We start from the raw sequence: 22,295 nt of genomic DNA on the forward strand, positions 1-22,295 counted from the left end.
GACGGGGACCGCCCGGCGCGGCCCTGGGGCGACAAGCCCGGCAAGCCGCGCTTCGGCGGGTCCGAGGATGGCGAGCGGCCGCGCTTCCGCGGCAAGCCGGGTGCCCCGCGAGAGGATGGCGACCGTCCCGCGCGGTCCTGGTCCGGCAAGCCGCGCTCCGAAGGCTCCGAGGACCGGCCCCGCTTCGGCAAGCCCGCCCGCGACGGCCAGGGCGGAGAGCGCAAGCGCGACGGCTTCAAGCCGCGCAGCGAAGGGCGGCCTGACGGCGAGCGTGGCTTCAAGCCCCGCCGTGACGAAGGACGATCCGAAGGCGAGCGTCCGTTCAAGCCGCGCCGCGACGGCGACCGGCCGGATGGCGAACGCGGTTTCAAGCCGCGCGGCGACGGGAAACCGGGCTTCGGCCCGCGCGGTGACAAGCCTGCAGGCGAGCGCGGCTTCAACCCTCGGGGTGAAGGCAAGCCGGGCGGCGACCGCGGCTTCAAGCCGCGCGGCGACGGGAAACCGGGCTTCGGCCCACGCGGCGACAAGCCTGCGGGCGAGCGTGGCTTCAAGCCCCGGGGTGACGGAAAGCCCGGCGGCGACCGCAAGTTCGGCAAGCCGGGCGGCCAAAGGCCTGCACAGGGGGGTCCGGGCGGCGGAAGCGGCCGGTTCGGCGGCAAGCCGGGAGGGCGTCCTGCCGGAAAGCCTGGCGGCCGCCCCGGCGGCAAGCCGCGCGGCTGAGCCGCGCCGCCTGCGCCGGGAGGATCACTTCGTCAGGATCAGCTTGCCGGCGCGGGTGATGCGCAGTTGATAGATCTGGTCGTCAAGGATGATCAGGGCTTGGTTGCCGCCCCGCGTCAAGGCCGTGGCGTCATGCTGCGGGATACGCGACAGGACGCTGGTCGCCGGTTGCTGGAAATCTGCGGGACGTGCTGCGGTCATGGTCAGCCTCTTGGGGTTCAGCCTGCGTTGACCAAAATCTGACAAATTCCATCTGGAATGTCAAAGTAAAATAGTCGGAAATATTTCCGGTGTCTTGGGGCGGCCTGAACCGCCCCCGCAACAAAGACTTAGCGGTCCGAAAGGCAATCGGTCAGCGCAGTCGCAAGGCTTGTGAGAACATCGGCATAAAGGCCGGGACCCGCCTCTGCGGCGCCACCCTCGGGCGAAAGCTCGTCCCCCATGCGGATGTCGGTTCCCTCGACGGCGGTCCGGACCAGCCTCGGATCACTTGCGTATTCGGGAAAGGCGCAGGTCGCCCCCGTGGCTTCGATCTCGGCCCTGATGGCGGACAGGCGCGCGGCCGACGGAGTGCTGGCATCGCCAAGAGACACGGGGATGGCCGGGCGCAGGCCGTAATGTTCGGTGAAATAGCCGTAGGCATCGTGGAACACGACAAAGCTGGCCTCCTTGTGCGGCGCGAGCTGCGCCTGAAGGTCCGCATCCAGTTCGGCAATGCGCTGCGCTGCCGCCTTTGCATTCTGGGCATAGAGGCCGGCATTGTCAGGATCGGCCTTCGCCAGCGTGTCGGCGATGGCCGTCAGCCAGAGCCGGGCATTCGTCGGATCAAGCCACGCGTGCGGGTCGGTGCCGCTGTGAACATGGTCGTGGTCGTCTGGGGAATGATCGTGGCCGTGTTCATGATCGTGATCGTGATCGTGATCGTGATCATCGGCCCCGGCGTAGTTTCTCAGATGCGTTTCCGGCACCTCGAGCAGACGCAACTGCATCACGTCCCCGGACAGCGACCCGGCCGACCGGGCCAGCCACGGCGTCAGCTCCGGCCCGGTCCAGACCAGCAGCCCGGCCTCCTGGAGCCCCCGCGCGTCCGACGGCCGCAGCTGGTGGTGATGCACGCTTGCCCCCTGCGGCAGCAGCACCCGGACCTGCGCCTCCTCTCCCATCACCTGCCGGACCAGCGACGCGGTCACGGACGTATCGGCCACGACCTGCGGCTGCTCGGCCAAGGCCGGGAAGGCGGCCAGCAGGGCCAGCGTGGAAAGCACAAGGCGCATGGGATGTCCTTTGGTTGGTTGATTGCAGGACCGCCCCTAACCATGTTACATGATAACAAGTCAACCCGAATGTGATAAAGTAACGCCATTGACCGATACCGACAGGACCACGCCTGCCTTTGCCCCGCACGACCACAGCGCCTGCGAGGCCCGTGCGCTGGATGAGGCAGCGGACCGGCTGGCCGAACAAGGTGGCCGCATGACCCCCGTGCGCCGTCGCACGCTGGAGATCCTGCTGGAATCCCACCGTGCCATGGGTGCCTACGAGGTGCTGGACCGGCTTGCCGCCGAGGGCTTCGGCCGCCAGCCCCCCGTCGCCTATCGCGCGCTGGAGTTTCTGGTCGAGCATGGCCTTGCCCATCGCCTGCAGCGGTTGAACGCCTTCGCGGCCTGCCTGCATCCCGGCCACGACCATGCGCCCGCCTTCCTGATCTGCCGCGCCTGCGACAAGCTGGCCGAACTGCCCGCGGCCCCGGTCCGCGCTGCCCTGGCGGATCTGGCCGGCGAAACCGGCTTCGCGGTCGAGCGCGTCACCATCGAGGCCGTGGGCCTTTGCCCCGCCTGCGCCGAGAACCCCGCCGGAGCGGAGGCATGACCGCGCTGATCGAGGCGCGCGGCCTGACGATCCTGCGCCCCGGAGGCCTCGAAACGGTGCTTCGCGACGTGGATTTCCGCATCGACCCGCAGGAGATCGTCACCGTCGTGGGGCCGAACGGCTCGGGCAAGTCATCCCTGATTCGGGCGTTGCTGGGGCACATGCCGCTGGCGGCGGGCCAGGTCGCGCGAAAGGCGGGCCTGCGCATCGGCTATGTCCCGCAGCGGGTGCAGCTTGACACGACGATCCCCATGACCGTGCGGCGGTTCCTGTCCCTGCCCCGCCGGGTCGGCGACGACATGGCGGCGCAGGTGCTGGCGCGGACGGGTGTCGGCGGGCTGCAGTCGCGGCAACTGACCCAGTTGTCGGGCGGCCAGTTCCAGCGCGTCCTGCTGGCCCGCGCCCTGCTGCACGACCCGCACCTGCTTGTCCTGGACGAGCCGACGCAGGGCCTGGACCAGCCCGGCATCGTCGCCTTCTACCAGTTGATCGAGGAGGTGCGCCGCCAGACCGGCGCGGCGGTGCTGATGGTCAGCCACGACCTGCTGGTCGTCATGCGCGCGTCGGACCGGGTGATCTGCCTCAACGGCCATGTCTGCTGCGAGGGCACGCCCCAGCATGTCAGCACCGCCCCCGAATACCGCGCCCTGTTCGGCGCCGGGTCCGAGGGCACGCTGGCGCTTTACCAGCATCACCACGACCACGACCACGACCACGATCACGGCGCGGCCTGCGCGCATCCGCACCACCACGCCGAGGCCTCCTGATGCTGGACGATTTCTTCATCCGCGCCATCCTTGCGGGGCTTGGCGTGGCGGTGGTCGCCGGGCCGCTGGGCAGCTTCGTGGTGTGGCGGCGCATGGCCTATTTCGGCGATTCCACCGCCCATGCGGCGATCCTGGGGGTGGCGATCAGCCTGGCCTTCAATGTGTCGATCTATGCCGGAACGGTGCTGGTTGCGCTGGCCATGGCCCTGACGGTGTCGGCGCTGGTCACGCGCGGGCAGGCCATGGACACGATCCTGGGCGTGCTGTCGCATTCCGCCCTGGCGATCGGGCTGGTGGCGATCAGCTTCGTGCCCCAGGCGCGGTCCGACCTGTCGGCCTATCTGTTCGGCGACATCCTGGCCGTGGGCCGGGCGGACCTGGCGCTGATCTGGGCGGGCGCGGCTGCCGTCCTGGCGGTGCTGGCCTGGCGATGGCAGCGGCTGCTGACGGCCTCGGTCAACGAGGAGCTTGCGATGGCTGCCGGAATCGACCCGCGGGTCGAGCGGGTGGTCCTGTCGCTAGCCCTTGCGGTTGTGGTCGCGCTGTCGATTCGCGTGGTCGGATCGCTGCTGATTTCGGCGATGCTGATCGTGCCGGCAGCGTCCGCCCGCGGATTGTCGCGCACCCCGGAATGGATGGTCGGCAACGCGACGCTGATCGCCGCGTTTTCGGTGATCGCCGGCCTGTCGGCAAGCCTGCACCTGGACACTCCGGCCGGTCCGTCGATCGTCACCGCGGCCGCCGCGATTTTCGCAGTTTCACAGGTGTTTCGACGGGGCTAGTGCAGGATTGCCACACCCCTTTCCCGGGCCGGTTTTCAGCCGGAACCGAGCGGCCCGAAGGGTGTTGGCCAATATGCAACAGTCGACGCAACCCCGCGACGGATTTGAATCAATGCAGCTTTCAAACGGTCCGGGATTGTGTAACTGTCGCCTCGATGTTGCCGGTGACGGCAGCCTTCAACGAAACGGAGCATGATCATGACCAAATTTGCTACCTTTGCTGCCGCTCTCGGCCTGACCGCATCGTCGGCTCTGGCCGGTGGCTATGTCGCCCCCGTCGTCGACGTTGAGCCCGTTGTTGTGGAGGAGCAGCCCGCTTCGACCAACGCTGGCCTGGTTGTCCCGGCTCTGCTGCTGCTGGGCGTCATCGCCGCCGTTGCTTCGGACGACGACGACTCCTGATTTCTGCACGGACCTCGGGTCTGTCAGATATAAAGGGCTGGCCTTGGGCCAGCCCTTTTTCGTTGGACGCACCGGGTTCCAGGGCGTAGCATGATCGGGCCGACAAGGGCAGCAAGCGGGGTCCATCATGCGCCGGTTCCTGATCCTTCTCCTGCTTTTCGCCCCTGGTTCCGCGCAGTCTCAGACCTCGACCGAGGACGGAATGAGCCTTGTCGAGCGCGGCATCGGCATCATCGCCGAAAACCTCTGGTCAGAGCTTGGGCCCGACCTGAACCGCTTGGGCGAGAACATGGGCGGCGCCCTGGCCGATCTCGCCCCCGTGCTGCAGGATCTGGCGGTGCTGGTGGACGACCTGGGCAACTATGAAGCACCCGAGCGGCTGGAAAACGGCGATGTCCTGATCCGCCGCAAGGCCGGGGCGCCGCCGCCCCCGCCGATCGGAGAACTGCAAGGGGTTCCGGGCGATCCCGCGCCGGCCCTGCCCGATGTTCCCATCGATCCAGACCAGCCTGAAATCCCCCTGTAGGCGGCTGGACGGCACGGCATCCGACAAGCTAGGGTGCGGAAAAGACAGGGGAATGGATGATGGCTGACCTGCTTGCGGCACAGGCTGCGGATGTGTTTCGGATCGGCCTGCTGATTGCCCTGATGCTGACGACGCTGCGCAACCGGCCGGTCACGGGCGTGCTGTTGCCGCTGGCGGCGGGCGCGATCTTCGTGGCGGTGATCATTCCGCTGACGGGCGCCTCGACCCGGCCCGAGCCGATGGCGATGCAGGTCCTGGCGGGGCTTCTGGTCAACGCCGCCTATCTTGCCGTCGGTCTGGGCGCATGGTCGCTGTGGCGCGCACGCCGTTAGCGTTCAACTCAGCAGCCGCGTCATCTCGGCGCGCAGTTCGGACAGTTCGAACGGCTTGGCGATGAAGCCGTCCGCGCCAAGCGCAAGGCCGCGGCGCCTTTCGACGACCGAGCCGCGCGCGGTCATCAGCAGAATGCGCACCCCGGACAGGCCGGGGTCGGCACGCAGCAGTTCCACGATCTCGTAGCCCGACATGTCGGGCAGCATGACGTCCAGCAGCACAAGGTCGGGGCGTTCGCTGCGGATCATCGCCAGGGCGGCACCGCCTTCGGACAGGCGCGAATGGTCATGTCCGTCACGAGCCAGCAGGAACTCAAGGGCGATGGCAATGTTGTCCTCGTCCTCGACCACAAGAATCCTGGCCATGGCCGTGCCTTCCCGATCTGAAAGGGAACTGGCGGGCCGGGATCACCCGGCCCGCCGCCGTGAAGGATCAGACGTTGTCGTCCGCGAAGATGTCCTTCTTGTGGCTGTTGTTCGGCACGAACAGGATACCCACGATCACCGTCATCACCGCGATCACGATCGCATACCACAGGCCCGCATAGATGTTGCCGGTCTGGGCCGAGATCGCGAAGGCGGTCGCGGGCAGCAGGCCGCCGAACCAGCCGTTGCCGATGTGATATGGCAGCGACAGGCCGGAATAGCGGATGCGGGTCGGATAGAGTTCGACAAGCTGCGCCGCGATCGGGCCGTAGACCATCGTCACCAGCACGATCAGATAGGTCAGGATCAGCACGATCTGGATGTTCTGGCCGCTGAAGATGTCGAAGAAGTGGTCGGCCTTGGCGACGGTGGGGTTCTCGGTCCCGGCCAGCGGATAGCCTGCCGCCGTCAGGGCGGCGGTGATTTCCGCCGTGAAGCGGTCCTTTTCCGCCTTCAGGGCATCGCCCGTCAGCGCATTGCCGTCATAGGCCTGGATGACCGTGTCGCCCACCTTGACCGAGGCGACGGTGCCCGCCGGGGCATCGACCGTTTCCTGGACGTTGACCGACGATTTCGACAGCGCCGCCTTGAGGATGTCGCAGCTGTTGTTGAACTGCGCGGTGCCCACCGGGTTGAACTGGAAGGAACAGTCGTCGGGCGCGGCCGTGACCGTGACGGGCGTGTTCTGCGCCGCAGCCAAGGCCGGGTTGGCAACGCCCGTCAGCATCGGGAAGACCCACATGTAGGTCGCGGCAGCCAGGGCGCAGCCGCCCAGGATGATCGGCTTGCGGCCGACGCGGTCCGACAGCGAGCCGAAGAAGATGAAGCCCGCGGTCCCCAGGATCAGCGACCAGGCCACGAAGACGTTGGCGCTGAACTGATCGACCTTCACGACGTTCTGGATGAAGAACAGCGCGTAGAACTGGCCCGAATACCAGACCACCGCCTGCCCTGCCGTCAGGCCCAGCAGGGCGATCAGGGCGATCTTGCCGTTCTTCCAGTTTCCGAAGGCTTCCTTCAGGGGCGCCTTGGACTGCGCGCCTTCTTCCTTCATCTTCTTGAAGGCCGGGGATTCGTTCATCTGCAGCCGGATATACAGCGAAATCAGCAGCAGGAAGACCGACCCCAGGAACGGGATGCGCCAGCCCCAGGCCTTGAACGGCTCCAGCATGACCTGCGCGCCCGTGGCGTCCAGCAGCGGCTGGCCGTCAAGCCCAAGCTGCGGCACCGGGGGATAGTTGCCGTTCACATAGGCGGTCACCAGCAGGATCACCACCAGCGACAGCAGCAGGCCCAGCGTCGCTGTGGTCTGGATGAAGGCCGTGAAGTAACCGCGCTGGCCCTGCGGCGCGTGTTCGGCGACATAGACCGCCGCGCCGCCGTATTCGCCGCCAAGTGCCAAGCCCTGCAGCATCCGCAGCGCGATCAGGATGATCGGCGCGGCAATCCCCCACGAGGCGTAACCGGGCAGCAGGCCGACCAGGAAGGTCGAGAATCCCATGATCAGGATCGTGGCCAGGAAGGTGTATTTCCGGCCGATCAGGTCGCCCAGGGCGCCGAAGACCAGCGCGCCGAAGGGACGCACCAGGAAGCCCGCGGCAAAGGCCAGCAGCGCGAAGACGTTGCGCGTGGCTTCGGGGAAGGCGGTGAAGAACTGCGCCCCGATGATCGCGGCCAGCGAGCCATACAGGTAAAAGTCGTACCATTCGAAGATCGTGCCCGCGGACGAGGCCAGGATGACCTTCTTTTCCTCGGACGTCATGGGACGCGAACGGGTCGTCGCGTCGGGCGATGCGTAAGCCATCAATCCTCCTCCTCCTGTTGAGCCAGCCGGTCGCTGGCATGGGGGCCTGGCGGTCAAGCCTTCTCCGGTCGCGTGTTCGGGTTCGAAACGCGTGCGGGGGATTGCTCGTCAGGCGGGTCTGGCGGCACCCGGTCCTCCTCTCCGGAGGCCGCCTTGTCACCGCGGGGGCATGACCCCCGCGCGTCGTCAGGCCCTGTTCATCCGGTTGGCGATGAGGTCATCGACCACCTCGGGTTCGGCCAGGGTCGAGATGTCGCCGAGGGCGCCATAGTCGTTCTCGGCGATCTTGCGCAGGATGCGGCGCATGATCTTGCCGGAGCGGGTCTTGGGCATGCCGGGCGCCCACTGGATCAGGTCGGGCTTGGCAATGGGGCCGATCTCGGTGCGAACCCATTTCTCCAGCTCGCCCCGCAGGTCGTCGCTGGGCTGCACGCCGTTCATCAGCGTCACATAGGCATAGATGCCCTGTCCCTTCAGCGGATGCGGATAGCCCACCACGGCCGCTTCCGCGACCTTCTCGTGGGCGACCAGGGCCGATTCGACCTCGGCGGTGCCCATGCGGTGGCCGCTGACGTTGATCACGTCATCGACGCGGCCGGTGATCCAGTAGTAGCCGTCCTCGTCCCGGCGGCAGCCGTCGCCGGTGAAGTAGTAACCCGGATACTGCTGGAAATAGGCTTCCTGGAACCGCTGGTGGTCGCCCCACAGCGTGCGCATCTGGCCGGGCCAGCTGTCGGCGATGCACAGCACCCCCTCGGCCGGGTTGCCCTCGACCACCTTGGCGCTTTCGGCTTCCAGGACCACCGGCTTGATGCCGAAGAAGGGCAGCGTGGCGGAACCGGCCTTGGTTTCCGTGGCGCCGGGCAGCGGCGTGATCAGGTGGCCGCCGGTCTCGGTCTGCCACCAGGTGTCGACGATCGGGCAGCGGTTCTTGCCGATGTTGTCGTTGTACCAGTTCCAGGCCTCGGGGTTGATCGGCTCGCCCACGGTGCCCAGGATGCGCAGGGACGACAGGTCGTGGCCCTGGATCGGCTCGGTGCCCTTGGCCATCAAGGACCGGATCGCGGTCGGCGCGGTATAGAACTGCGTCACCTTGTGCTTGGCGCAGACCTCCCAGAAGCGGCCCGCGTCGGGCCAGGTGGGCACGCCCTCGAACATCACGGTGGTCGCGCCGTTGGCCAGCGGGCCATAGACGATGTAGCTGTGGCCCGTGACCCAGCCCACGTCCGCCGTGCACCAGAAGACGTCGCCGTCCTTGTAGTCGAAGGTGTACTGGTGGGTCATCGCGGCATAGACCAGATAGCCGCCGGTCGTGTGCACGACCCCCTTGGGCTTGCCGGTGGATCCCGAGGTATAAAGGATGAACAGCGGGTCCTCGGCGCTCATCGGGCGGGGCGGGCAGTCGGGGGCGACCGTTTCCATCATCGCCTTGACGTCCACGTCGCGCCCGTCGATCCAGGTCGTCTGGTCGCCCGTGTGCTTGACCACCAGGCAGCGCACCCGGTCCGAACAGTGCAGCAGCGCGGCGTCGGTGTTCGCCTTCAGGTTGGTCCGGCGCCCGCCGCGGGGCGCGGTGTCGGCGGTGATGACCACCTTGGCGCCGCAGTCGTTGATGCGGTTGGCCAGCGCGTCGGGCGAGAAGCCCGCGAAGACGATGGAATGGATCGCCCCGATCCGCGCGCAGGCCAGCATCGCGTAGGCCGCCTCGGGGATCATCGGCAGGTAGATCACCACCCGGTCGCCGCGCATGATGCCCTGGGACAGAAGCACGTTGGCGAAGCGGTTCACCTTCTCGGACAGTTGCGCATAGGTGATGTGCTGGGCGGGGGTGGCGGGATCGTCGGGTTCGAAGATGATCGCGGTCTGGTTGGCGCGGGCGGGCAGGTGCCGGTCCACGCAGTTGACGGCGGCGTTGAGGATGCCGTCCTCGTACCAGCGGATGTCGACGCGGCCGAAGGTGAAGTCGGTGTTCTTGACCACGCTGTAGGGATGGATCCAGTCCAGGCGCTTGCCCTCGCGCCCCCAGAACGATTCGGGGTCGCTGACCGATTCGGCATAAAGGCGGCCGTAATCCGCGGGCCCGCACAGGGCGTTCTCGAACCCCGCAGGAACCGGATGCTTTTCAATCGTTTCGGTGCTCATCTTCCCCTCCTCGCTTTGCTTGCGGGCCGCCGACTTCCCCGAACGGCCGCAGGCTGTCTGCCATTCCCCCGGTCATGTTAATCACACGATATCCATTCTGTTAAGTAGTTTCAGGGAAACGATATTTCGGAAAATTTCTTCACTGGATGAAGATGGATTTTGTAAATCCTTCACAAGCCTTGAAAACCACGGGTTCAGGCTGCAGCGTCGGCCCATGAACAAGGGCCCAATCCGGACCACCGACGACGACGCGCGGCAATCGGCGCGGCACATGCTTGCGGCGATGCGCCATGCCGTGCTGGCGGTGAACGATGCGGGGACCGGGCACCCGCACCTGTCGAAGATCGCCTGCCAGATCGACGAGGCGGGCGTTCCTGTCGCGCTGCTGTCCGGGCTGGCGGTTCACAGCCAGGCCCTGGCCGCCGACCCGCGGGCCGCGCTGCTGGTCGAGACGCAGCAGGATCGCGGCGACCCGATGACCTGGCCGCGCCTGTCGCTGCAGGTGACGGCGCGGGTGATCGCCGACGGGGCCGGGCTCCGCGACCGCTGGCTGCGGGCCCATCCCAAGGCGGCGGTCTTCATCGACCTGCCCGACTTCCGCTTCTGGCGGCTTGACCCGCAGGCGGGCTTCCTGAACGCGGGCTTCGGCGCGGCGTTCCGGCTGACGCCTGCGGATCTTGGCCTTGCATGAAGAAACCGCCGCGACAGGGTCGCGGCGGTCCGATGCCTGCACTGGAAAGACCCTTACTGCGGCCGGTCCATCCGGACATAGACGGACACCCTGCCCTTCACCGCCGACGGCCAGTTGAGCCGGACCTGCCGCTTGGTCGTGCCGATTTCGGTCTGGACCCAGGGCGCTGCATCGACGCGCGCGCCCGCCGCATTGGTGATGGCGGTTTCGGAAATCACCGACTGGACCGACTTGGCCCAGCCCTTGAAGGGCAGCCCCTCGATCACCGGCAGGGTCCAGGCTGCCGAGGCGCCGGTCTGGTTGTGCTGCAGCATCAGCGGGTTCGACACATAGTTCCTGATGCCGTTGAAGGTGTTCCCCTCGAACTGGAGATTGCGCATGTTGTTGTAGTTCAGGTCCGCGATCGAGGCATCGACCCGCTCGATCCGGTCGATGTCGCCGTAAAGCGCCTTGAAGACGTTGCTGGTGACCGTCAGCCCGTGGATGAAATGGCCGGTTCCATAGGGCTTGACCGTCAACCAGGTGAACCAGGCGGCGGTGTTGGAACACAGGCAGGTGTTGCCGGTGATGGTCAGCCCGCCGAAGCTGAACTCGGACCCGGTGTAATTGGGAATGGCGCTGTGTTCATTGGTCCATTCGATCGAGGCGTTGTCGATGTAGTTGCCGTTCACCGTGGTCTGCACGTTGGGCTGGGTCAGCACCAACCCGGCATAGCGCAGCCCCTCGCCCGAGCCGTCGCCCTGGAACCAGTGGTTGCCCGAGATGATGTGCCCGCCCCCGTCGGCCACCATGAAATGCGCGAAGCGCACGAAGCGGTTGTCGCGGATCTTCACGTCATTGGCGTTGACGTTGATGGCGATGGTGGTCCGCTGCTGGGCGGGCAGGTCCATCTCGTTCGACAGGAACTGGCAGCGGTCCACCAGCAGGTCCTGGCAGCCCCGCCCGATGGACGTGATGCCCCGGTCCCTGGGCTTGGTCATGTAGCAGTCGCGCAGCGCGATCATCTCGCCCCGGGGGGGCAGCATGATGCCGCTGGCCACGCCCTCGCAGTTCAGGTCCAGATCGACGAAGTTCAGCCGCGAGACCTGCTCGACGCCGGAAAAGTCGAACAGGTAGCGATAGCGTTCGAAGGCATAGCTGCGTGTTCCCCCCCCGCCGTAGAGCGGCTGCGACAGGGTCAAAGTCCTGGCCGCGACATCCCTGGCGTTGACATAGACCTCGCGGCCCACGCCGTTGCCGATCACGCGGCTGCCCACCTCGATCGCCGCGACGTTGAGAACATTGGACAGCCGCAGCGGCTGCGCGGGGTCATAGGTGGCGGTGCTGGTCCATTTGCCGATGTCCCAGGCGGTGCCCGGCTTGGCGCTGATGCTGCCGTTGCAGATCACGCGGCGGTTGGAAAAGCCGGTCAGGTCCGGCGCCAGCGACCCCACCACCAGCGGCTCCTCCAGATCGACGCGGCGTCCGCACAGGTCCAGCGAGACATGGTCGGTATAGCCGAACAGCGCCTGAAGCGCCTTCTTCATGCCCAGCGTCTCGCTGCCGAAGGCATCGGCATAGGTGGGGAAGTTGTAGCTTTGCAGAAAGGACACGCTGGTGGAGTCGGGCGTGCGGATGGTGCCCTTGAAGCGAACCTTGCTGTTCAGCCCCAGGTCGCCGCTGATGAAGAACGTCCCCTCGGGCACCAGGATCCAGCCGCCATTCGCCGCCTGGTCCGCCGCCAGGAAGGCGGCACGGTCGTTGGTGACGTTGTCGCCCTTGGCGCCATAGTCGCGCACGTCCACCCAATCGATCAGGGACGGGATGAAGGCCGCCGTCACGTCCTCGATCCGAAGCGATTCGATGCGGAAGGCCCCGCCATTCGCGCCGACCAGATCCAGCCCGAAATGGCCATAGACCGGCGCGGTGCCCCAGGCCATGTCCACGCCGCGCCGCGATCCGACGCCGACGATAGCGCTGATTTCCACCACATCGCCATAGGCGGTCAGGGGCACGGTCGGGCCGACCTCGACTAGGCCGTTCACATGCGCGCGCGATCCGTTGCCAGCCCAGCCGGCGATGCGGGCGGAACACAGCGCCCCCGCGACCGCCTTGATGCGGGCCGAGACGCGCAGATAGACGCCGGGGATCATCGGCGTCTCGCCCATGAAGCGGACGCTTGTGGTGGTCTGCTGCTTCATCACCTCGAGGCAGGTGCCGAAGTCCTGGTCCGCCGGGACCAGCGCACCGTTGTCAGCCGAGGCCCAGGTGGCGCTGCCCGGCGTCCCGTTGGTCCGGGACCAGGCGCCCAATCCGCCCCGGAAGGCCGGCGGCATCAGCAGAAGCCCGTTGGTGATGGCAATGTTCATGACTATCTCCTTCCGCCGCGGCTGGGCGCATGGGTGAAGAGATAGTTAGGAAAGGGTTAACGCGGCCTTGACGGGGCGGGCGTTGCAGCCCCGCCCCGCGCAACGCTCAGAAATGGATGGCGCGGCCGTAAGCGTCCAGAACCGCCTCGTGCATCATCTCGGACAGGGTCGGGTGCGGGAAGACCGTTTCCATCAGGTCCTGCTCGGTCGTTTCCAGCTGGCGGCCGATGACATAGCCCTGGATCAGTTCCGTCACCTCGGCGCCGACCATGTGCGCACCCAGCAGCTCGCCCGTCTTGGCGTCGAAGACGGTCTTGATCATGCCCTCGGGCTCGCCCAGGGCGATGGCCTTGCCGTTGCCCACGAAGGGGAAGCGGCCGACCTTGACGTCGTGGCCCAGTTCCTTGGCCTTGGCCTCGGTCAGGCCGACCGACGCCACCTGCGGGTGGCAATAGGTGCAGCCCGCGATGCTGGAAGGCTTGACGGGATGCGGATGCCCGCCCGCGATCAGTTCGGCCACCATGACGCCTTCGTGGCTGGCCTTGTGGGCAAGCCAGGGCGCGCCCGCCACGTCGCCGATGGCATACAGCCCCTCGACCCCGGTGCGGCAATATTCGTCGGTCAGGACATGGGTGCGGTCGATCTTCACGCCCAAGTCCTCAAGACCCAGGTTTTCCACGTTGCCGACAATGCCCACGGCAGAGATCACCGTGTCGAAGTCCTGCGTCTCGGTCTTGCCGCCGGTTTCGATATGCGCGGTGACGGTCGATCCCTTGCGGTCCAGCTTCTTGACCGTGGCCTTTTCCAGGATCTTCATGCCCTGCTTGACGAACTGCTTCTTGGCGAAGGCGCTGATCTCGGCGTCCTCGACCGGCAGCACGCGATCCATCACCTCGACCACCGTGGTATCCGCGCCCAGCGTGTTGAAGAAGCTTGCGAACTCGATCCCAATGGCGCCCGAGCCGATCACCAGCAGCTTTTTCGGCATGTGCGGCGGCACCAGCGCGTGCTTGTAGTTCCAGACCAGCTTGCCGTCCGGCTCCAGCCCCGGCAGTTCGCGCGCGCGGGCGCCGGTCGCCAGGACGATGTTCTTCGCCGTGACCTCCTCGGTCCCCTTGTCCGTCTTGACGCTGACCTTGCCCGGGGCTGTCAGCCGCGCCTCGCCCATGATGGTGGTGACCTTGTTCTTCTTGAACAGGTGCCCGATGCCGCCGGTCAGCTGCTTGGCCACGCCCCGCGACCGCTGCACGACCTTTTCCAGGTCGAAGCCGATCCCGTCGGCGGACAGCCCGAAGTCCTTGGCACGGTGCATCAGGTGGAACACCTCGGCCGACCGCAGCAGCGCCTTGGTGGGGATGCAGCCCCAGTTGAGGCAGATGCCGCCCAGATGCTCGCGCTCGATGCAGGCCACCTTCAGGCCAAGCTGAGCCGCCCGGATCGCGGCGACATAGCCGCCCGGCCCGGCACCAATCACCACCATGTCGAAATTCTGGGCCATAGGTTTCCCCCGTCAGGTCACGATAGTTCAGCGTTAAACCAATCGTGAAGGGGGAACAAGCAGGCCGGTTACGCGGCGTCAGAAGCCCGCCGGTCGGCAGGTTCGGACTGCTTGTCGTCCAAGGCGGCCTCGACCGCGATGGTGGTGGCGTTGGGCGTGATGACGGCGAAGTTGCCCTGTTCCTCGGGCGTCAGGGCGCGGCGCTGCGTCGTGCGCCATCCGGCATAGACCGTCAGCATCGCCAGCAGCACGCCCATGTAGACCCAGAACCCGTCCGGCCCGATCACCTCCATCAGCCAGCCGGTGATGACCGGCCCACCCATCGACCCGATGCCATAGATGAACAGCAGCCCGGCCGAGGCCGCCGCCATGTCCGACTGGTCCAGGTAGTCGTTGGTGTAGGCCAGCAGCAACGCATAGATCGGGTTGGCGATGCCCCCCATCATCGCGCCAGCGATGACCAGCCCCCAGGTGCCCGGCTGCGCGGCGATCACGAGAAGGCCCGTCACCGCGCCCACGGCGGCCAGCATCAGCACCAGCTTGCGCCGGTCGTAGCGGTCGGAAATCCAGCCGATCGGATATTGCAGCACCAGCCCGCCCGCATAGCTAGCCGCCACGAACAGCGAGATCTGCGCCACCGACAGCCCGATGGTCGCCCCCCAGACCGAGGACATGCCCGACAGGACCGCAAACACCCCGCCCATCAGGAAGATGCCCACGCAGCCCAGCGGCGAGGCGCGGTAAAGCTGCCTGAAGGTCATGCGCTTGATCGTCTGGAACTGCGGCGCGGGCCGGGCGGACAGCAGGATCGGCATGAAGGCGAAGGACACCAGGACAGATGCGACGATGAACAGCGTGTAGCCGCCCGGATCGCTGGTGTTCAGCAACGCCTGCGCCGCCACGATCCCCAGCAGTTGCACGATCATGTAGGCCGACAGCGTCTGGCCACGGTTCTCGTTGGTGGACCCGGCGTTCAGCCAGCTTTCGGACGTGATGTAGACCCCGCAGAAGCAGAAGCCGATGATGCCGCGCAGAAGCGTCCACCAGATCCAGTTGGGCTCGACCGAATACAGCACCAGCACGGACGAGATCATCGAGCCCAGCGCCGCGAAGACCCGGACATGGCCCACGTTCTTGATCAGGCCCGGCACCGTCAGGCTGCCCAGCAGGAATCCGGCGAAATAGCCCGACATGACCACGGACATCTGCAGGGTCGGGATGCCCTCCAGCCCGCCGCGGATGCCCAGCAGCGTGCCCTGCATCCCGTTGCCGACCATCAGCAGCAGGATGCCCAGAAACAGCGGCCATGTCGTTCGCAGCACGGAAAGCATCGGGGTCTCGTCTTGTCGGGGTCGCGCACTCCGCCGCCATCTGTGGCCTATCCCGAAAGCGCAGGCTACCCGTAAAGCGACCCTAGGGGATCAACAGCGACGCATCGCCATAACTGAAGAAACGATAGCCGGTTCCAACCGCATGGGCATAGATCCGCTTGATCTTTTCCGGTCCCATCAGCGCAGAGACCAGCATCAGCAGCGTCGATTTCGGCAGGTGGAAGTTGGTCATCAGCCCGTCCGTCACCCGGAAGTGATAGCCGGGATAGATGAAGATGTCGGTCGTCCCCTCGAATGGCCGCACCGTTCCATCCTGTTGCGCCGCCGATTCGATCAGCCGCAGCGCGGTGGTGCCGACCGGGATCACGCGCCGACCCTCGGCCTTGGCGCGGTTGATGGCGGCGGCGGCATCCGCGCCGACCTCGCCCCATTCGGCGTGCATCCGGTGGGTGGTCACGTCCTCGACCTTGACGGGCAGGAAGGTGCCTGCGCCGACATGAAGGGTGACATGGACGAACTGGACGCCCTTTGCCGCCAAGGCCTCCAGCAGCGCTGTGTCGAAGTGCAGGCTGGCGGTCGGCGCGGCGACGGCGCCCTGCCGCGCGGCCCAGACGGTCTGGTAGTCCTGTCGGTCCTGGTCATCGGGCGCGCGCAGCGCGGCGATATAGGGCGGCAAGGGCATCGCCCCCACCTGCTGAAGCGCCCGGTCGAAGGCATCCCCCTGCGCGTCGAAGCGCAGGCGCAATTCGCCCTCGGCAATGGCGGCCACCTCGGCGGACAGGGCATCGCCGAAGCGGATCACCTCGCCCTCGCGCAGCTTGCGCAGGGGCTTCGCCAGCGCGCGCCAGCCATCGGCGGCGGGCTCCAGCAGCGTGACCTCGATCCGGGCCGTGGCCTCGCCCTGCGGCGTTTCGCGGCGGCGCGTGCCGGTCAGGCGCGCCGGGATCACCTTGGTGTCGTTCAGCACCAGGACGTCGCCCGCCCGCAGGATGTCGGGCAGGTCGCCGACCCGCCGGTCGGCGATCCCGCCGCCTTCCGCCAGCAGCAGGCGGGCCGAGGTGCGCGGCCGGGCCGGGCGCGTGGCGATCAGTCCCTCGGGCAGGTCGAAATCGAAATCGGACAGTTTCATGCCCGCGCTTCTGCGCCCGGCCCGGCCCTCCGTCAAGCCGCAGCCAAAACACACGGAAAAAGTCGCCTTTACTTTCCCGACAGAATCGCTAAGTTTCGCGGGAACAGGAGTTGAGCGATGATCGTCTGCCATTGCACGCAAATCTCGGATCATGAGATCAAGGCAGCCATCGACTGGATGCGCACGGCGGACCCCCAGACGATCATCACGCCCGGCAAGATCTACCACGCGCTTGGCAAACGCGCCGATTGCGGCGGGTGCATGCCGCTCTTTCTGGACACGATGCGTCACTGCGATAATCTGGGCGTGGCCCCGCCGATTTTGCGGGCAAGAACAGAGATCGCAAAGGACAGCCATCATGAAGGGCGACGCAAAGGTCATCGACTATCTCAACGCGGCGCTGCGGTCTGAACTGACCGCAGTCAGCCAGTACTGGCTGCATTACCGGCTGCAGGAAGACTGGGGCTTCGGCCATATCGCCGACAAGTCGCGCGCCGAGTCCATCGAGGAGATGAACCACGCCGACCGGCTGATCAAGCGAATCATCTTCCTGGAAGGCCATCCCAACCTTCAGAAGCTGGACCCGCTGCGGATCGGCCAGACCCTGCGCGAAACGCTGGACGCGGATCTCGCCGCCGAATACGACGCCCGGACCCTGTATCTGGAAGCGCGTGAATACTGCTCCTCCATCAACGACCAGGTGTCCAAGTCGCTGTTCGACGACCTGATCGAGGACGAGGAAGGCCATATCGACTTCCTGGAAACCCAGATCCAGCTTTACGAGACGATCGGCGCCCAGAACTATGGCCAGCTGAACGCCAAGCCGGCCGACAAGGCCGAGTGACCTAGCCCAGCCATTGCCGCGCCAGATCGGGCAGTTCTTCGAAATGCCCGATGAGCGCGTCCGGCGCGAGGCGGGAGATCGCCTCGCCTTCCGGACCGAAGGACACCAGCGCCACCTTGACGCCCGCCGCCGCCGCCGTCTTGCGGTCGGTTTCGGTATCACCCACCAGGAAGGACGCAGCCACGCTGCCGCCTGCCCGCTCGACCGCCGCCTTGTAGGGGCGCGGATCGGGCTTGCGGACCGGCAGCGTATCCGCCGCGATCATGGATGCGAAACGGTCCCGGACCCCCAGGGCGTGCAGAAGCGTCTCGGCCAGGGCGCCGGGCTTGTTGGTGCAGACGGCCAGGATGTGGCCGTCGGCCTGCAGCAGGTCCAGCGTATCCTCCACCCCCGGATACAGCTTCGTGTGAACGGCGATGTTCTCGCCGTAATGCGCCAGCAGGCGGGGATAGTCCTCGTCCTCGGCGCCCGGCGGCAGCAGCAGGTCCGCCCCCATCCGGCCATAGCCCGCGCGCAGCATCGCCCGGCCGCCGTGAAAGGCGGTCAGCGCATCCGCGACGGGGTCCAGCGCGACGTCGATCCCGCGCGCCCTGAAGCAGGCATTCGCCGCTGCGATCAGGTCGGCCGAGGTATCGGCCAGCGTGCCGTCCAGATCAAAGACCACCGTTCCCGCCATGCGCCTGCCTTTTCCCGTAACGATCCGACACCAAAGGTGATCGCGCGGGGCTTCCCCACGCGCGCGCCCCGATTTAGAACGCCTTTCAAGGAATGAGAACAGGTATTGGGGACAGCATGGCAGAGAGGCCGGTGGCGATCGTGGTTCTGGCGGCGGGTCAGGGCAGCCGGATGCAATCAGACCTGCCGAAGGTGCTGCACCGGCTGGGCGGCGTGCCGCTGGTCGGCCACGCCCTGGCGGTCGCCCGCACGCTGGAACCCGAGCAGGTGACCGTTGTCGCCGGCCACGGCGCCGACCTGGTCACGAAGGCCGTGGGCCGCATCGACCCCGAGGCGCGGATCGTGCTGCAGGCCGAACAGCTTGGCACCGGCCACGCCGTCCGCCAGGCCCTGCCCGAACTGGAGGGCTTCGAGGGCAAGGTGATCGTTCTTTACGGCGACACCCCCTTCATCGGAGAGGATACGCTGGCGGCGCTGGCCTCGCATCCCTCGGACCTCGTGGTGCTGGGCTTCGAGGCCGAGGACCCGGGCCGCTACGGGCGCCTGATCGTCGGCGCGCGCGGACTGGAACGGATCGTCGAATACAAGGACGCCGATGCCGCCACGCGCAACATCGCCTTGTGCAACAGCGGCGTCATGGCGCTGGATGCCTCGCTGCTGCGCCAGTTGATCGTGCGGCTGACGAACCAGAACGCGTCCGGCGAATACTACCTGACCGACCTTGTGGCGCTTGCCCGCGCCGAGGGTTGCAGCACCGATGTCGTCACCTGCGACGAGGCGGAAACGCTGGGCATCAACACCCGCACCGAACTGGCCGGCGCCGAGGCCGCCTTCCAGGACCGCGCCCGCCGCCAGGCGCTGGAGAATGGCGTGACGCTGTGCGACCCGCAATCGGTCTGGTTCGCGCTGGACACGGTGATAGGCCGCGACGCGGTGATCGGCCCCAACGTGGTCTTCGGCCCCGGCGTGACCGTCGAATCCGGCGCCGAGATCCTGCCCTTCTGCCACCTGGAAGGCTGCCATATCTCGGCAGGCGCGACCGTCGGCCCCTTTGCCCGCCTGCGTCCCGGCGCGGAACTGGGCGCGGATGTGCATGTCGGCAACTTCGTGGAAATCAAGAACGCCATCCTGGACGAAGGCGTGAAGGTCGGCCACCTGACCTATCTGGGCGACGCCCATGTGGGCGAGCTCACGAACATCGGCGCGGGCACGGTTACCTGCAACTATGACGGCGTGATGAAGCACCGGACCGAGATCGGCGCCCGCGCCTTCATCGGCAGCGACACGATGCTTGTGGCACCGGTGCGCGTTGGTGACGACGCCATGACGGGATCGGGGTCGGTCATCACCGCCGACGTGCCCGACGGCGCGCTTGCGATCGGGCGGGCGCGGCAGGACACCAAGCCCGGCCTTGCCACGCGCCTGATGGCGGCGCTTCGCGCCAAGAAGGAGGCCCGCTGATGTGCGGCATTATCGGCATCCTCGGCAATCACGAGGTTTCCCCGCAACTGGTCGATGCGCTGCGGCGGCTGGAATATCGCGGCTATGACAGCGCCGGGGTGGCGACAGTCGATGCCCAGGGCCGGCTGGACCGGCGCCGCGCGGTCGGCAAGCTGGTGAACCTCAGCGACAAGCTGGTCCACGAGCCCCTGCCGGGCCACGCGGGCATCGGCCATACCCGCTGGGCCACCCACGGCCCTGCGACCGAGGTGAACGCCCATCCCCACCAGTCCGGCCCCGTGGCGGTGGTCCACAACGGCATCATCGAGAACTTCCGCGAGCTGCGCGAGGAACTGGCAAGCCTGGGCATCCAGCCGCAATCGCAGACCGACACGGAAACCGTCGCGCTGTGGACCGCGCACTACATGGACAAGGGCGCCTCGCCCGTCGAGGCCGCGCGCAAGACCCTGGCCCGGCTGAAGGGCGCCTTTGCCCTGGCTTTCCTGTTCGACGGGGAACAGGACCTGATGATCGCCGCCCGCAAGGGCAGCCCCCTGGCCATCGGCCACGGCACGGGCGAGATGTTCATCGGCTCGGACGCGGTGGCGCTGGCGCCCTTCACCGACCGGATCACCTATCTGGAAGATGGCGACCACGCCATCCTGACCCGCGCGGGCGCGCAGATCTTCGACGCGGACGGCCGCCAGACCAACCGCCCCGAAGCCCGCATCGACACCGGCACGACTGCCATTGACAAGGGCGGCTATCGCCACTTCATGGCGAAAGAGATCGCCGAACAGCCGGTGGTGATCGGCGACGTGCTGAACCATTACGTCAAGGACGACCGGATCGTCCTGCCCGACAGCCTGGACTTTGCCACGGTGGACCGCATCAGCCTGGTCGGCTGCGGCACCGCGCATCTGGCCGGCCATGTCGCGAAATACTGGTTCGAGCAATTGGCGGGCCTGCCCTGCGACATCGACGTCGCGTCCGAGTTCCGCTATCGCGAGCCGCCCCTGTCGCCCAGAAGCTGGTTCATCGCCGTCAGCCAGTCGGGCGAGACGGCCGACACGCTGGCCGCGTTGCATTACGCCAAGGACCATGTGTCCCGCACCATCGGCCTGGTCAACGTGGGCACCTCGGCCATCGCGCGCGACGCCAGCATCGCACTGCCCACCCGCGCGGGGATCGAGGTCAGCGTGGCATCAAGCAAGGCCTTCACCTGCCAGTTGACCGTGCTGGCGATCCTGGCGCTGAAGGCCGCCCATGACCGGGGCCGCATCGACGACGCGCAACTGACCGCGCATCTGGCCGACCTGCGGTCCATCCCCGGCCTGATGCAGCAGACGCTGAACCTGTCGGACGACTGCCGCGGTCTGTCGGAATGGCTGTCGCAGGCGCGCGACGTGCTGTTCCTGGGACGCGGCGCGCTGTATCCCGTGGCGCTGGAAGGCGCGCTGAAGCTAAAAGAGCTGAGCTACATCCACGCCGAAGGCTATGCCTCGGGCGAGCTGAAGCACGGGCCGATCGCGCTGATCGACCGCGACGTGCCGGTGATCGTGCTGGCCCCGCACGACGCCTTGTTCGAAAAGACCGTGTCGAACATGCAGGAGGTGATGGCCCGCCACGGCCAGATCCTGCTTTTGTCCGACGAGGCGGGCCTGTCTGCGGCCAGCCATGGCGTGCAGGCCAGCTTGCGGATGCCATCGGGCGGCGGGGCGTTCCAGCCGATCCTTTATGCAATCCCCATGCAGTATCTGGCCTATCACACGGCGGTCGCCAAGGGCACCGACGTGGACCAGCCCCGCAACCTCGCGAAATCGGTCACGGTGGAATAGGAAAAGGCGCGCGGGCCGGCCCCGCGCGCCAGCGCCGTCAGGCGACGTCCGCGCGGCCCTCGGCGGCGATGCGGGCATCCAGTTCCAGCATCTGGTGGACGGCATTCGCCGCCTCGGCGCCCTTCTTGACGAAGTGGTCGCGATAAAAGCCGGTCAGCAGGTCCGTTTCCTGGTAGTTGTGCGGCGTCAGCGAGACCGAGAAGCACGGCACGCCGGTTTCCAGCCCGGCATTCATCAGCCCGGTCACGACGGCGGTGGCCACGAAATCGTGGCGGTAGATGCCGCCGTCCACGACAAGCGCGGCAGCGACCACGGCGTCATACTTGCCGGTCTGCGCCAGCTTCTTGGCCAGCAGCGGCATCTCGAAGGCGCCGGGCACGTCATAGGCCACGACTTCCGCGCCGGGCATCAGGCGCTGTTGTTCGGCCAGGAAGCCTTCGTGCGCGCGGTCCACGACATCGGAATGCCAGCGGGCCTTGATAAAGGCGATACGGGGGGTCTTATGGGTCATAATGAGGAACCTTACGTTAGCTTGCGTCAGGCCCCCAGAGCACGAGCCATGACCGTGCCAATGGGGCGGCGCGGCCACGGTTCTCTTTCATCCAGACTATACTGTCGGCCCCGGAGTTTCACCGGATCTGCTGACCCCTTCGTTGCAGAAGGGCGCTCGCGGGCTGTGACCGCCGGTGGGGAATTGCACCCCGCCCTGAGAACGATCCCTAGATAGCATC

General features: G+C 66.8%; 22 protein-coding genes, 1 pseudogene and 1 riboswitch. Of the genes and pseudogenes, 12 read left to right on the top strand and 11 right to left on the bottom strand.

Annotated features, from left to right (window positions below):
* Positions 1-720: pseudogene (locus J0F76_RS10465) on the top strand (hypothetical protein); the annotation flags it as partial.
* Between the two features lie 24 nt (positions 721-744).
* On the opposite strand, the gene hemP reads toward J0F76_RS10465, so the two are convergent.
* Together hemP and J0F76_RS10475 are read right to left on the bottom strand one after the other, a co-directional pair.
* Positions 745-921 (bottom strand): hemin uptake protein HemP, encoded by a 177-nt coding sequence (hemP, locus tag J0F76_RS10470; protein ID WP_207468930.1) that lies wholly within the window; start codon positions 919-921, stop codon positions 745-747.
* 128 nt (positions 922-1,049) lie between these two features.
* A complete protein-coding gene (locus tag J0F76_RS10475; RefSeq protein ID WP_207468937.1) occupies positions 1,050-1,994 on the bottom strand; it encodes a zinc ABC transporter substrate-binding protein in 945 nt (314 codons plus the stop codon).
* 49 nt (positions 1,995-2,043) lie between these two features.
* Between J0F76_RS10475 and J0F76_RS10480 the strand changes: the two genes are divergently transcribed.
* The 6 genes from J0F76_RS10480 to J0F76_RS10505 all read left to right on the top strand — a co-directional run bounded on the left by J0F76_RS10480 (position 2,044) and on the right by J0F76_RS10505 (position 5,398).
* On the top strand, positions 2,044-2,589 hold the full coding sequence (locus J0F76_RS10480; protein WP_207468939.1) for a Fur family transcriptional regulator: 546 nt from the start codon (positions 2,044-2,046) through the stop codon (positions 2,587-2,589).
* Complete coding sequence (locus J0F76_RS10485) at positions 2,586-3,356, top strand: metal ABC transporter ATP-binding protein (protein ID WP_207468941.1); 771 nt, start codon at positions 2,586-2,588, stop codon at positions 3,354-3,356. Before J0F76_RS10480 ends, J0F76_RS10485 begins: the two co-directional genes overlap by 4 nt.
* Positions 3,356-4,138, top strand: a complete 783-nt coding sequence (locus J0F76_RS10490) for a metal ABC transporter permease (RefSeq protein WP_207468943.1) — start codon at positions 3,356-3,358, stop codon at positions 4,136-4,138. The genes J0F76_RS10485 and J0F76_RS10490 overlap by 1 nt, the downstream gene beginning before the upstream one ends.
* A 192-nt stretch (positions 4,139-4,330) precedes the next feature.
* Complete coding sequence (locus J0F76_RS10495; protein WP_207468945.1) at positions 4,331-4,540, top strand: hypothetical protein; 210 nt, start codon at positions 4,331-4,333, stop codon at positions 4,538-4,540.
* A gap of 127 nt (positions 4,541-4,667) precedes the next feature.
* Entirely contained in the window at positions 4,668-5,066 is a 399-nt protein-coding gene (locus J0F76_RS10500; RefSeq protein WP_207468947.1) for a hypothetical protein, read from the top strand.
* Positions 5,067-5,125: 59 nt separating this feature from the next.
* Positions 5,126-5,398 carry a hypothetical protein gene (locus J0F76_RS10505; protein ID WP_207468948.1) on the top strand — a complete coding sequence of 91 codons (273 nt, stop codon included), beginning with the start codon at positions 5,126-5,128 and terminating at the stop codon, positions 5,396-5,398.
* 3 nt (positions 5,399-5,401) lie between these two features.
* On the opposite strand, the gene J0F76_RS10510 is transcribed toward J0F76_RS10505, so the two are convergent.
* From J0F76_RS10510 to acs, 3 genes are all read right to left on the bottom strand, one after another.
* A complete protein-coding gene (locus tag J0F76_RS10510) occupies positions 5,402-5,764 on the bottom strand; it encodes a response regulator transcription factor (protein ID WP_207468951.1) in 363 nt (120 codons plus the stop codon).
* Positions 5,765-5,831: 67 nt separating this feature from the next.
* The gene (locus J0F76_RS10515; RefSeq protein WP_207468953.1) at positions 5,832-7,628 is read right to left on the bottom strand and encodes an MFS transporter; all 1,797 of its coding nucleotides are present in this window, start codon (positions 7,626-7,628) and stop codon (positions 5,832-5,834) included.
* A 186-nt stretch (positions 7,629-7,814) separates the two neighbouring features.
* Positions 7,815-9,770 carry an acetate--CoA ligase gene (acs, locus tag J0F76_RS10520; protein WP_207468955.1) on the bottom strand — a complete coding sequence of 652 codons (1,956 nt, stop codon included), beginning with the start codon at positions 9,768-9,770 and terminating at the stop codon, positions 7,815-7,817.
* Positions 9,771-9,984: 214 nt separating this feature from the next.
* Here acs and J0F76_RS10525 point away from each other — a divergent pair, with 214 nt between their 5' ends.
* Entirely contained in the window at positions 9,985-10,461 is a 477-nt protein-coding gene (locus tag J0F76_RS10525) for a HugZ family pyridoxamine 5'-phosphate oxidase (RefSeq protein WP_207468957.1), read from the top strand.
* 53 nt (positions 10,462-10,514) lie between these two features.
* On the opposite strand, the gene J0F76_RS10530 is transcribed toward J0F76_RS10525, so the two are convergent.
* The 4 genes from J0F76_RS10530 to queA form a co-directional block, all read right to left on the bottom strand.
* Positions 10,515-12,809: a glycosyl hydrolase family 28-related protein gene (locus J0F76_RS10530; protein WP_207468960.1), complete on the bottom strand. Its 2,295-nt coding sequence runs from the start codon at positions 12,807-12,809 to the stop codon at positions 10,515-10,517.
* Between the two features lie 106 nt (positions 12,810-12,915).
* Positions 12,916-14,307 carry a dihydrolipoyl dehydrogenase gene (gene lpdA, locus J0F76_RS10535; RefSeq protein WP_207468962.1) on the bottom strand — a complete coding sequence of 464 codons (1,392 nt, stop codon included), beginning with the start codon at positions 14,305-14,307 and terminating at the stop codon, positions 12,916-12,918.
* Between the two features lie 68 nt (positions 14,308-14,375).
* Complete coding sequence (locus J0F76_RS10540; protein WP_207468964.1) at positions 14,376-15,638, bottom strand: MFS transporter; 1,263 nt, start codon at positions 15,636-15,638, stop codon at positions 14,376-14,378.
* Between the two features lie 82 nt (positions 15,639-15,720).
* Positions 15,721-16,767, bottom strand: a complete 1,047-nt coding sequence (queA, locus tag J0F76_RS10545; protein WP_207468966.1) for a tRNA preQ1(34) S-adenosylmethionine ribosyltransferase-isomerase QueA — start codon at positions 16,765-16,767, stop codon at positions 15,721-15,723.
* Between the two features lie 117 nt (positions 16,768-16,884).
* Here queA and J0F76_RS10550 point away from each other — a divergent pair, with 117 nt between their 5' ends.
* Both J0F76_RS10550 and bfr read left to right on the top strand, forming a co-directional pair.
* Positions 16,885-17,178, top strand: coding sequence for a (2Fe-2S)-binding protein (locus J0F76_RS10550; protein ID WP_207468976.1), 294 nt, complete (start codon positions 16,885-16,887; stop codon positions 17,176-17,178).
* On the top strand, positions 17,126-17,611 hold the full coding sequence (gene bfr / locus J0F76_RS10555; protein WP_207468978.1) for a bacterioferritin: 486 nt from the start codon (positions 17,126-17,128) through the stop codon (positions 17,609-17,611). Before J0F76_RS10550 ends, bfr begins: the two co-directional genes overlap by 53 nt.
* Position 17,612: 1 nt before the next feature.
* Here the strand turns inward: bfr and J0F76_RS10560 are convergent, their stop codons facing one another.
* Positions 17,613-18,287 (bottom strand): HAD-IA family hydrolase, encoded by a 675-nt coding sequence (locus J0F76_RS10560; RefSeq protein ID WP_207468980.1) that lies wholly within the window; start codon positions 18,285-18,287, stop codon positions 17,613-17,615.
* A gap of 116 nt (positions 18,288-18,403) precedes the next feature.
* Here J0F76_RS10560 and glmU point away from each other — a divergent pair, with 116 nt between their 5' ends.
* A complete protein-coding gene (glmU, locus tag J0F76_RS10565; RefSeq protein ID WP_207468982.1) occupies positions 18,404-19,747 on the top strand; it encodes a bifunctional UDP-N-acetylglucosamine diphosphorylase/glucosamine-1-phosphate N-acetyltransferase GlmU in 1,344 nt (447 codons plus the stop codon).
* The gene (glmS, locus tag J0F76_RS10570) at positions 19,747-21,564 is read left to right on the top strand and encodes a glutamine--fructose-6-phosphate transaminase (isomerizing) (protein WP_207468984.1); all 1,818 of its coding nucleotides are present in this window, start codon (positions 19,747-19,749) and stop codon (positions 21,562-21,564) included. The genes glmU and glmS overlap by 1 nt, the downstream gene beginning before the upstream one ends.
* Positions 21,565-21,601: 37 nt before the next feature.
* On the opposite strand, the gene J0F76_RS10575 is transcribed toward glmS, so the two are convergent.
* A complete protein-coding gene (locus tag J0F76_RS10575) occupies positions 21,602-22,075 on the bottom strand; it encodes a 6,7-dimethyl-8-ribityllumazine synthase (RefSeq protein ID WP_207468986.1) in 474 nt (157 codons plus the stop codon).
* Positions 22,076-22,150: 75 nt separating this feature from the next.
* Positions 22,151-22,282, bottom strand: a riboswitch (FMN riboswitch).
* Between the last annotated feature and the right edge of the window lie 13 nt (positions 22,283-22,295).

Origin of the sequence: Paracoccus fontiphilus, assembly GCF_017356265.1 — a bacterium.
Taxonomy (GTDB): domain Bacteria; phylum Pseudomonadota; class Alphaproteobacteria; order Rhodobacterales; family Rhodobacteraceae; genus Paracoccus; species Paracoccus fontiphilus.

Bases quoted from the DNA above. Each gene is read 5' to 3' on its own strand.
- acs (WP_207468955.1), bottom strand. From the start codon at position 9,770: ATGAGCACCGAAACGATTGAAAAGCATCCGGTTCCTGCGGGGTTCGAG.
- J0F76_RS10495 (WP_207468945.1), top strand. From the start codon at position 4,331: ATGATCATGACCAAATTTGCTACCTTTGCTGCCGCTCTCGGCCTGACC.
- J0F76_RS10500 (WP_207468947.1), top strand. From the start codon at position 4,668: ATGCGCCGGTTCCTGATCCTTCTCCTGCTTTTCGCCCCTGGTTCCGCG.
- queA (WP_207468966.1), bottom strand. From the start codon at position 16,767: ATGAAACTGTCCGATTTCGATTTCGACCTGCCCGAGGGACTGATCGCC.
- J0F76_RS10485 (WP_207468941.1), top strand. From the start codon at position 2,586: ATGACCGCGCTGATCGAGGCGCGCGGCCTGACGATCCTGCGCCCCGGA.
- glmS (WP_207468984.1), top strand. From the start codon at position 19,747: ATGTGCGGCATTATCGGCATCCTCGGCAATCACGAGGTTTCCCCGCAA.
- hemP (WP_207468930.1), bottom strand. From the start codon at position 921: ATGACCGCAGCACGTCCCGCAGATTTCCAGCAACCGGCGACCAGCGTC.
- J0F76_RS10540 (WP_207468964.1), bottom strand. From the start codon at position 15,638: ATGCTTTCCGTGCTGCGAACGACATGGCCGCTGTTTCTGGGCATCCTG.
- J0F76_RS10550 (WP_207468976.1), top strand. From the start codon at position 16,885: ATGATCGTCTGCCATTGCACGCAAATCTCGGATCATGAGATCAAGGCA.
- J0F76_RS10525 (WP_207468957.1), top strand. From the start codon at position 9,985: ATGAACAAGGGCCCAATCCGGACCACCGACGACGACGCGCGGCAATCG.
- J0F76_RS10475 (WP_207468937.1), bottom strand. From the start codon at position 1,994: ATGCGCCTTGTGCTTTCCACGCTGGCCCTGCTGGCCGCCTTCCCGGCC.
- J0F76_RS10575 (WP_207468986.1), bottom strand. From the start codon at position 22,075: ATGACCCATAAGACCCCCCGTATCGCCTTTATCAAGGCCCGCTGGCAT.
- glmU (WP_207468982.1), top strand. From the start codon at position 18,404: ATGGCAGAGAGGCCGGTGGCGATCGTGGTTCTGGCGGCGGGTCAGGGC.
- lpdA (WP_207468962.1), bottom strand. From the start codon at position 14,307: ATGGCCCAGAATTTCGACATGGTGGTGATTGGTGCCGGGCCGGGCGGC.
- bfr (WP_207468978.1), top strand. From the start codon at position 17,126: ATGAAGGGCGACGCAAAGGTCATCGACTATCTCAACGCGGCGCTGCGG.
- J0F76_RS10530 (WP_207468960.1), bottom strand. From the start codon at position 12,809: ATGAACATTGCCATCACCAACGGGCTTCTGCTGATGCCGCCGGCCTTC.
- J0F76_RS10505 (WP_207468948.1), top strand. From the start codon at position 5,126: ATGGCTGACCTGCTTGCGGCACAGGCTGCGGATGTGTTTCGGATCGGC.
- J0F76_RS10515 (WP_207468953.1), bottom strand. From the start codon at position 7,628: ATGGCTTACGCATCGCCCGACGCGACGACCCGTTCGCGTCCCATGACG.
- J0F76_RS10510 (WP_207468951.1), bottom strand. From the start codon at position 5,764: ATGGCCAGGATTCTTGTGGTCGAGGACGAGGACAACATTGCCATCGCC.
- J0F76_RS10480 (WP_207468939.1), top strand. From the start codon at position 2,044: ATGATAACAAGTCAACCCGAATGTGATAAAGTAACGCCATTGACCGAT.
- J0F76_RS10490 (WP_207468943.1), top strand. From the start codon at position 3,356: ATGCTGGACGATTTCTTCATCCGCGCCATCCTTGCGGGGCTTGGCGTG.
- J0F76_RS10560 (WP_207468980.1), bottom strand. From the start codon at position 18,287: ATGGCGGGAACGGTGGTCTTTGATCTGGACGGCACGCTGGCCGATACC.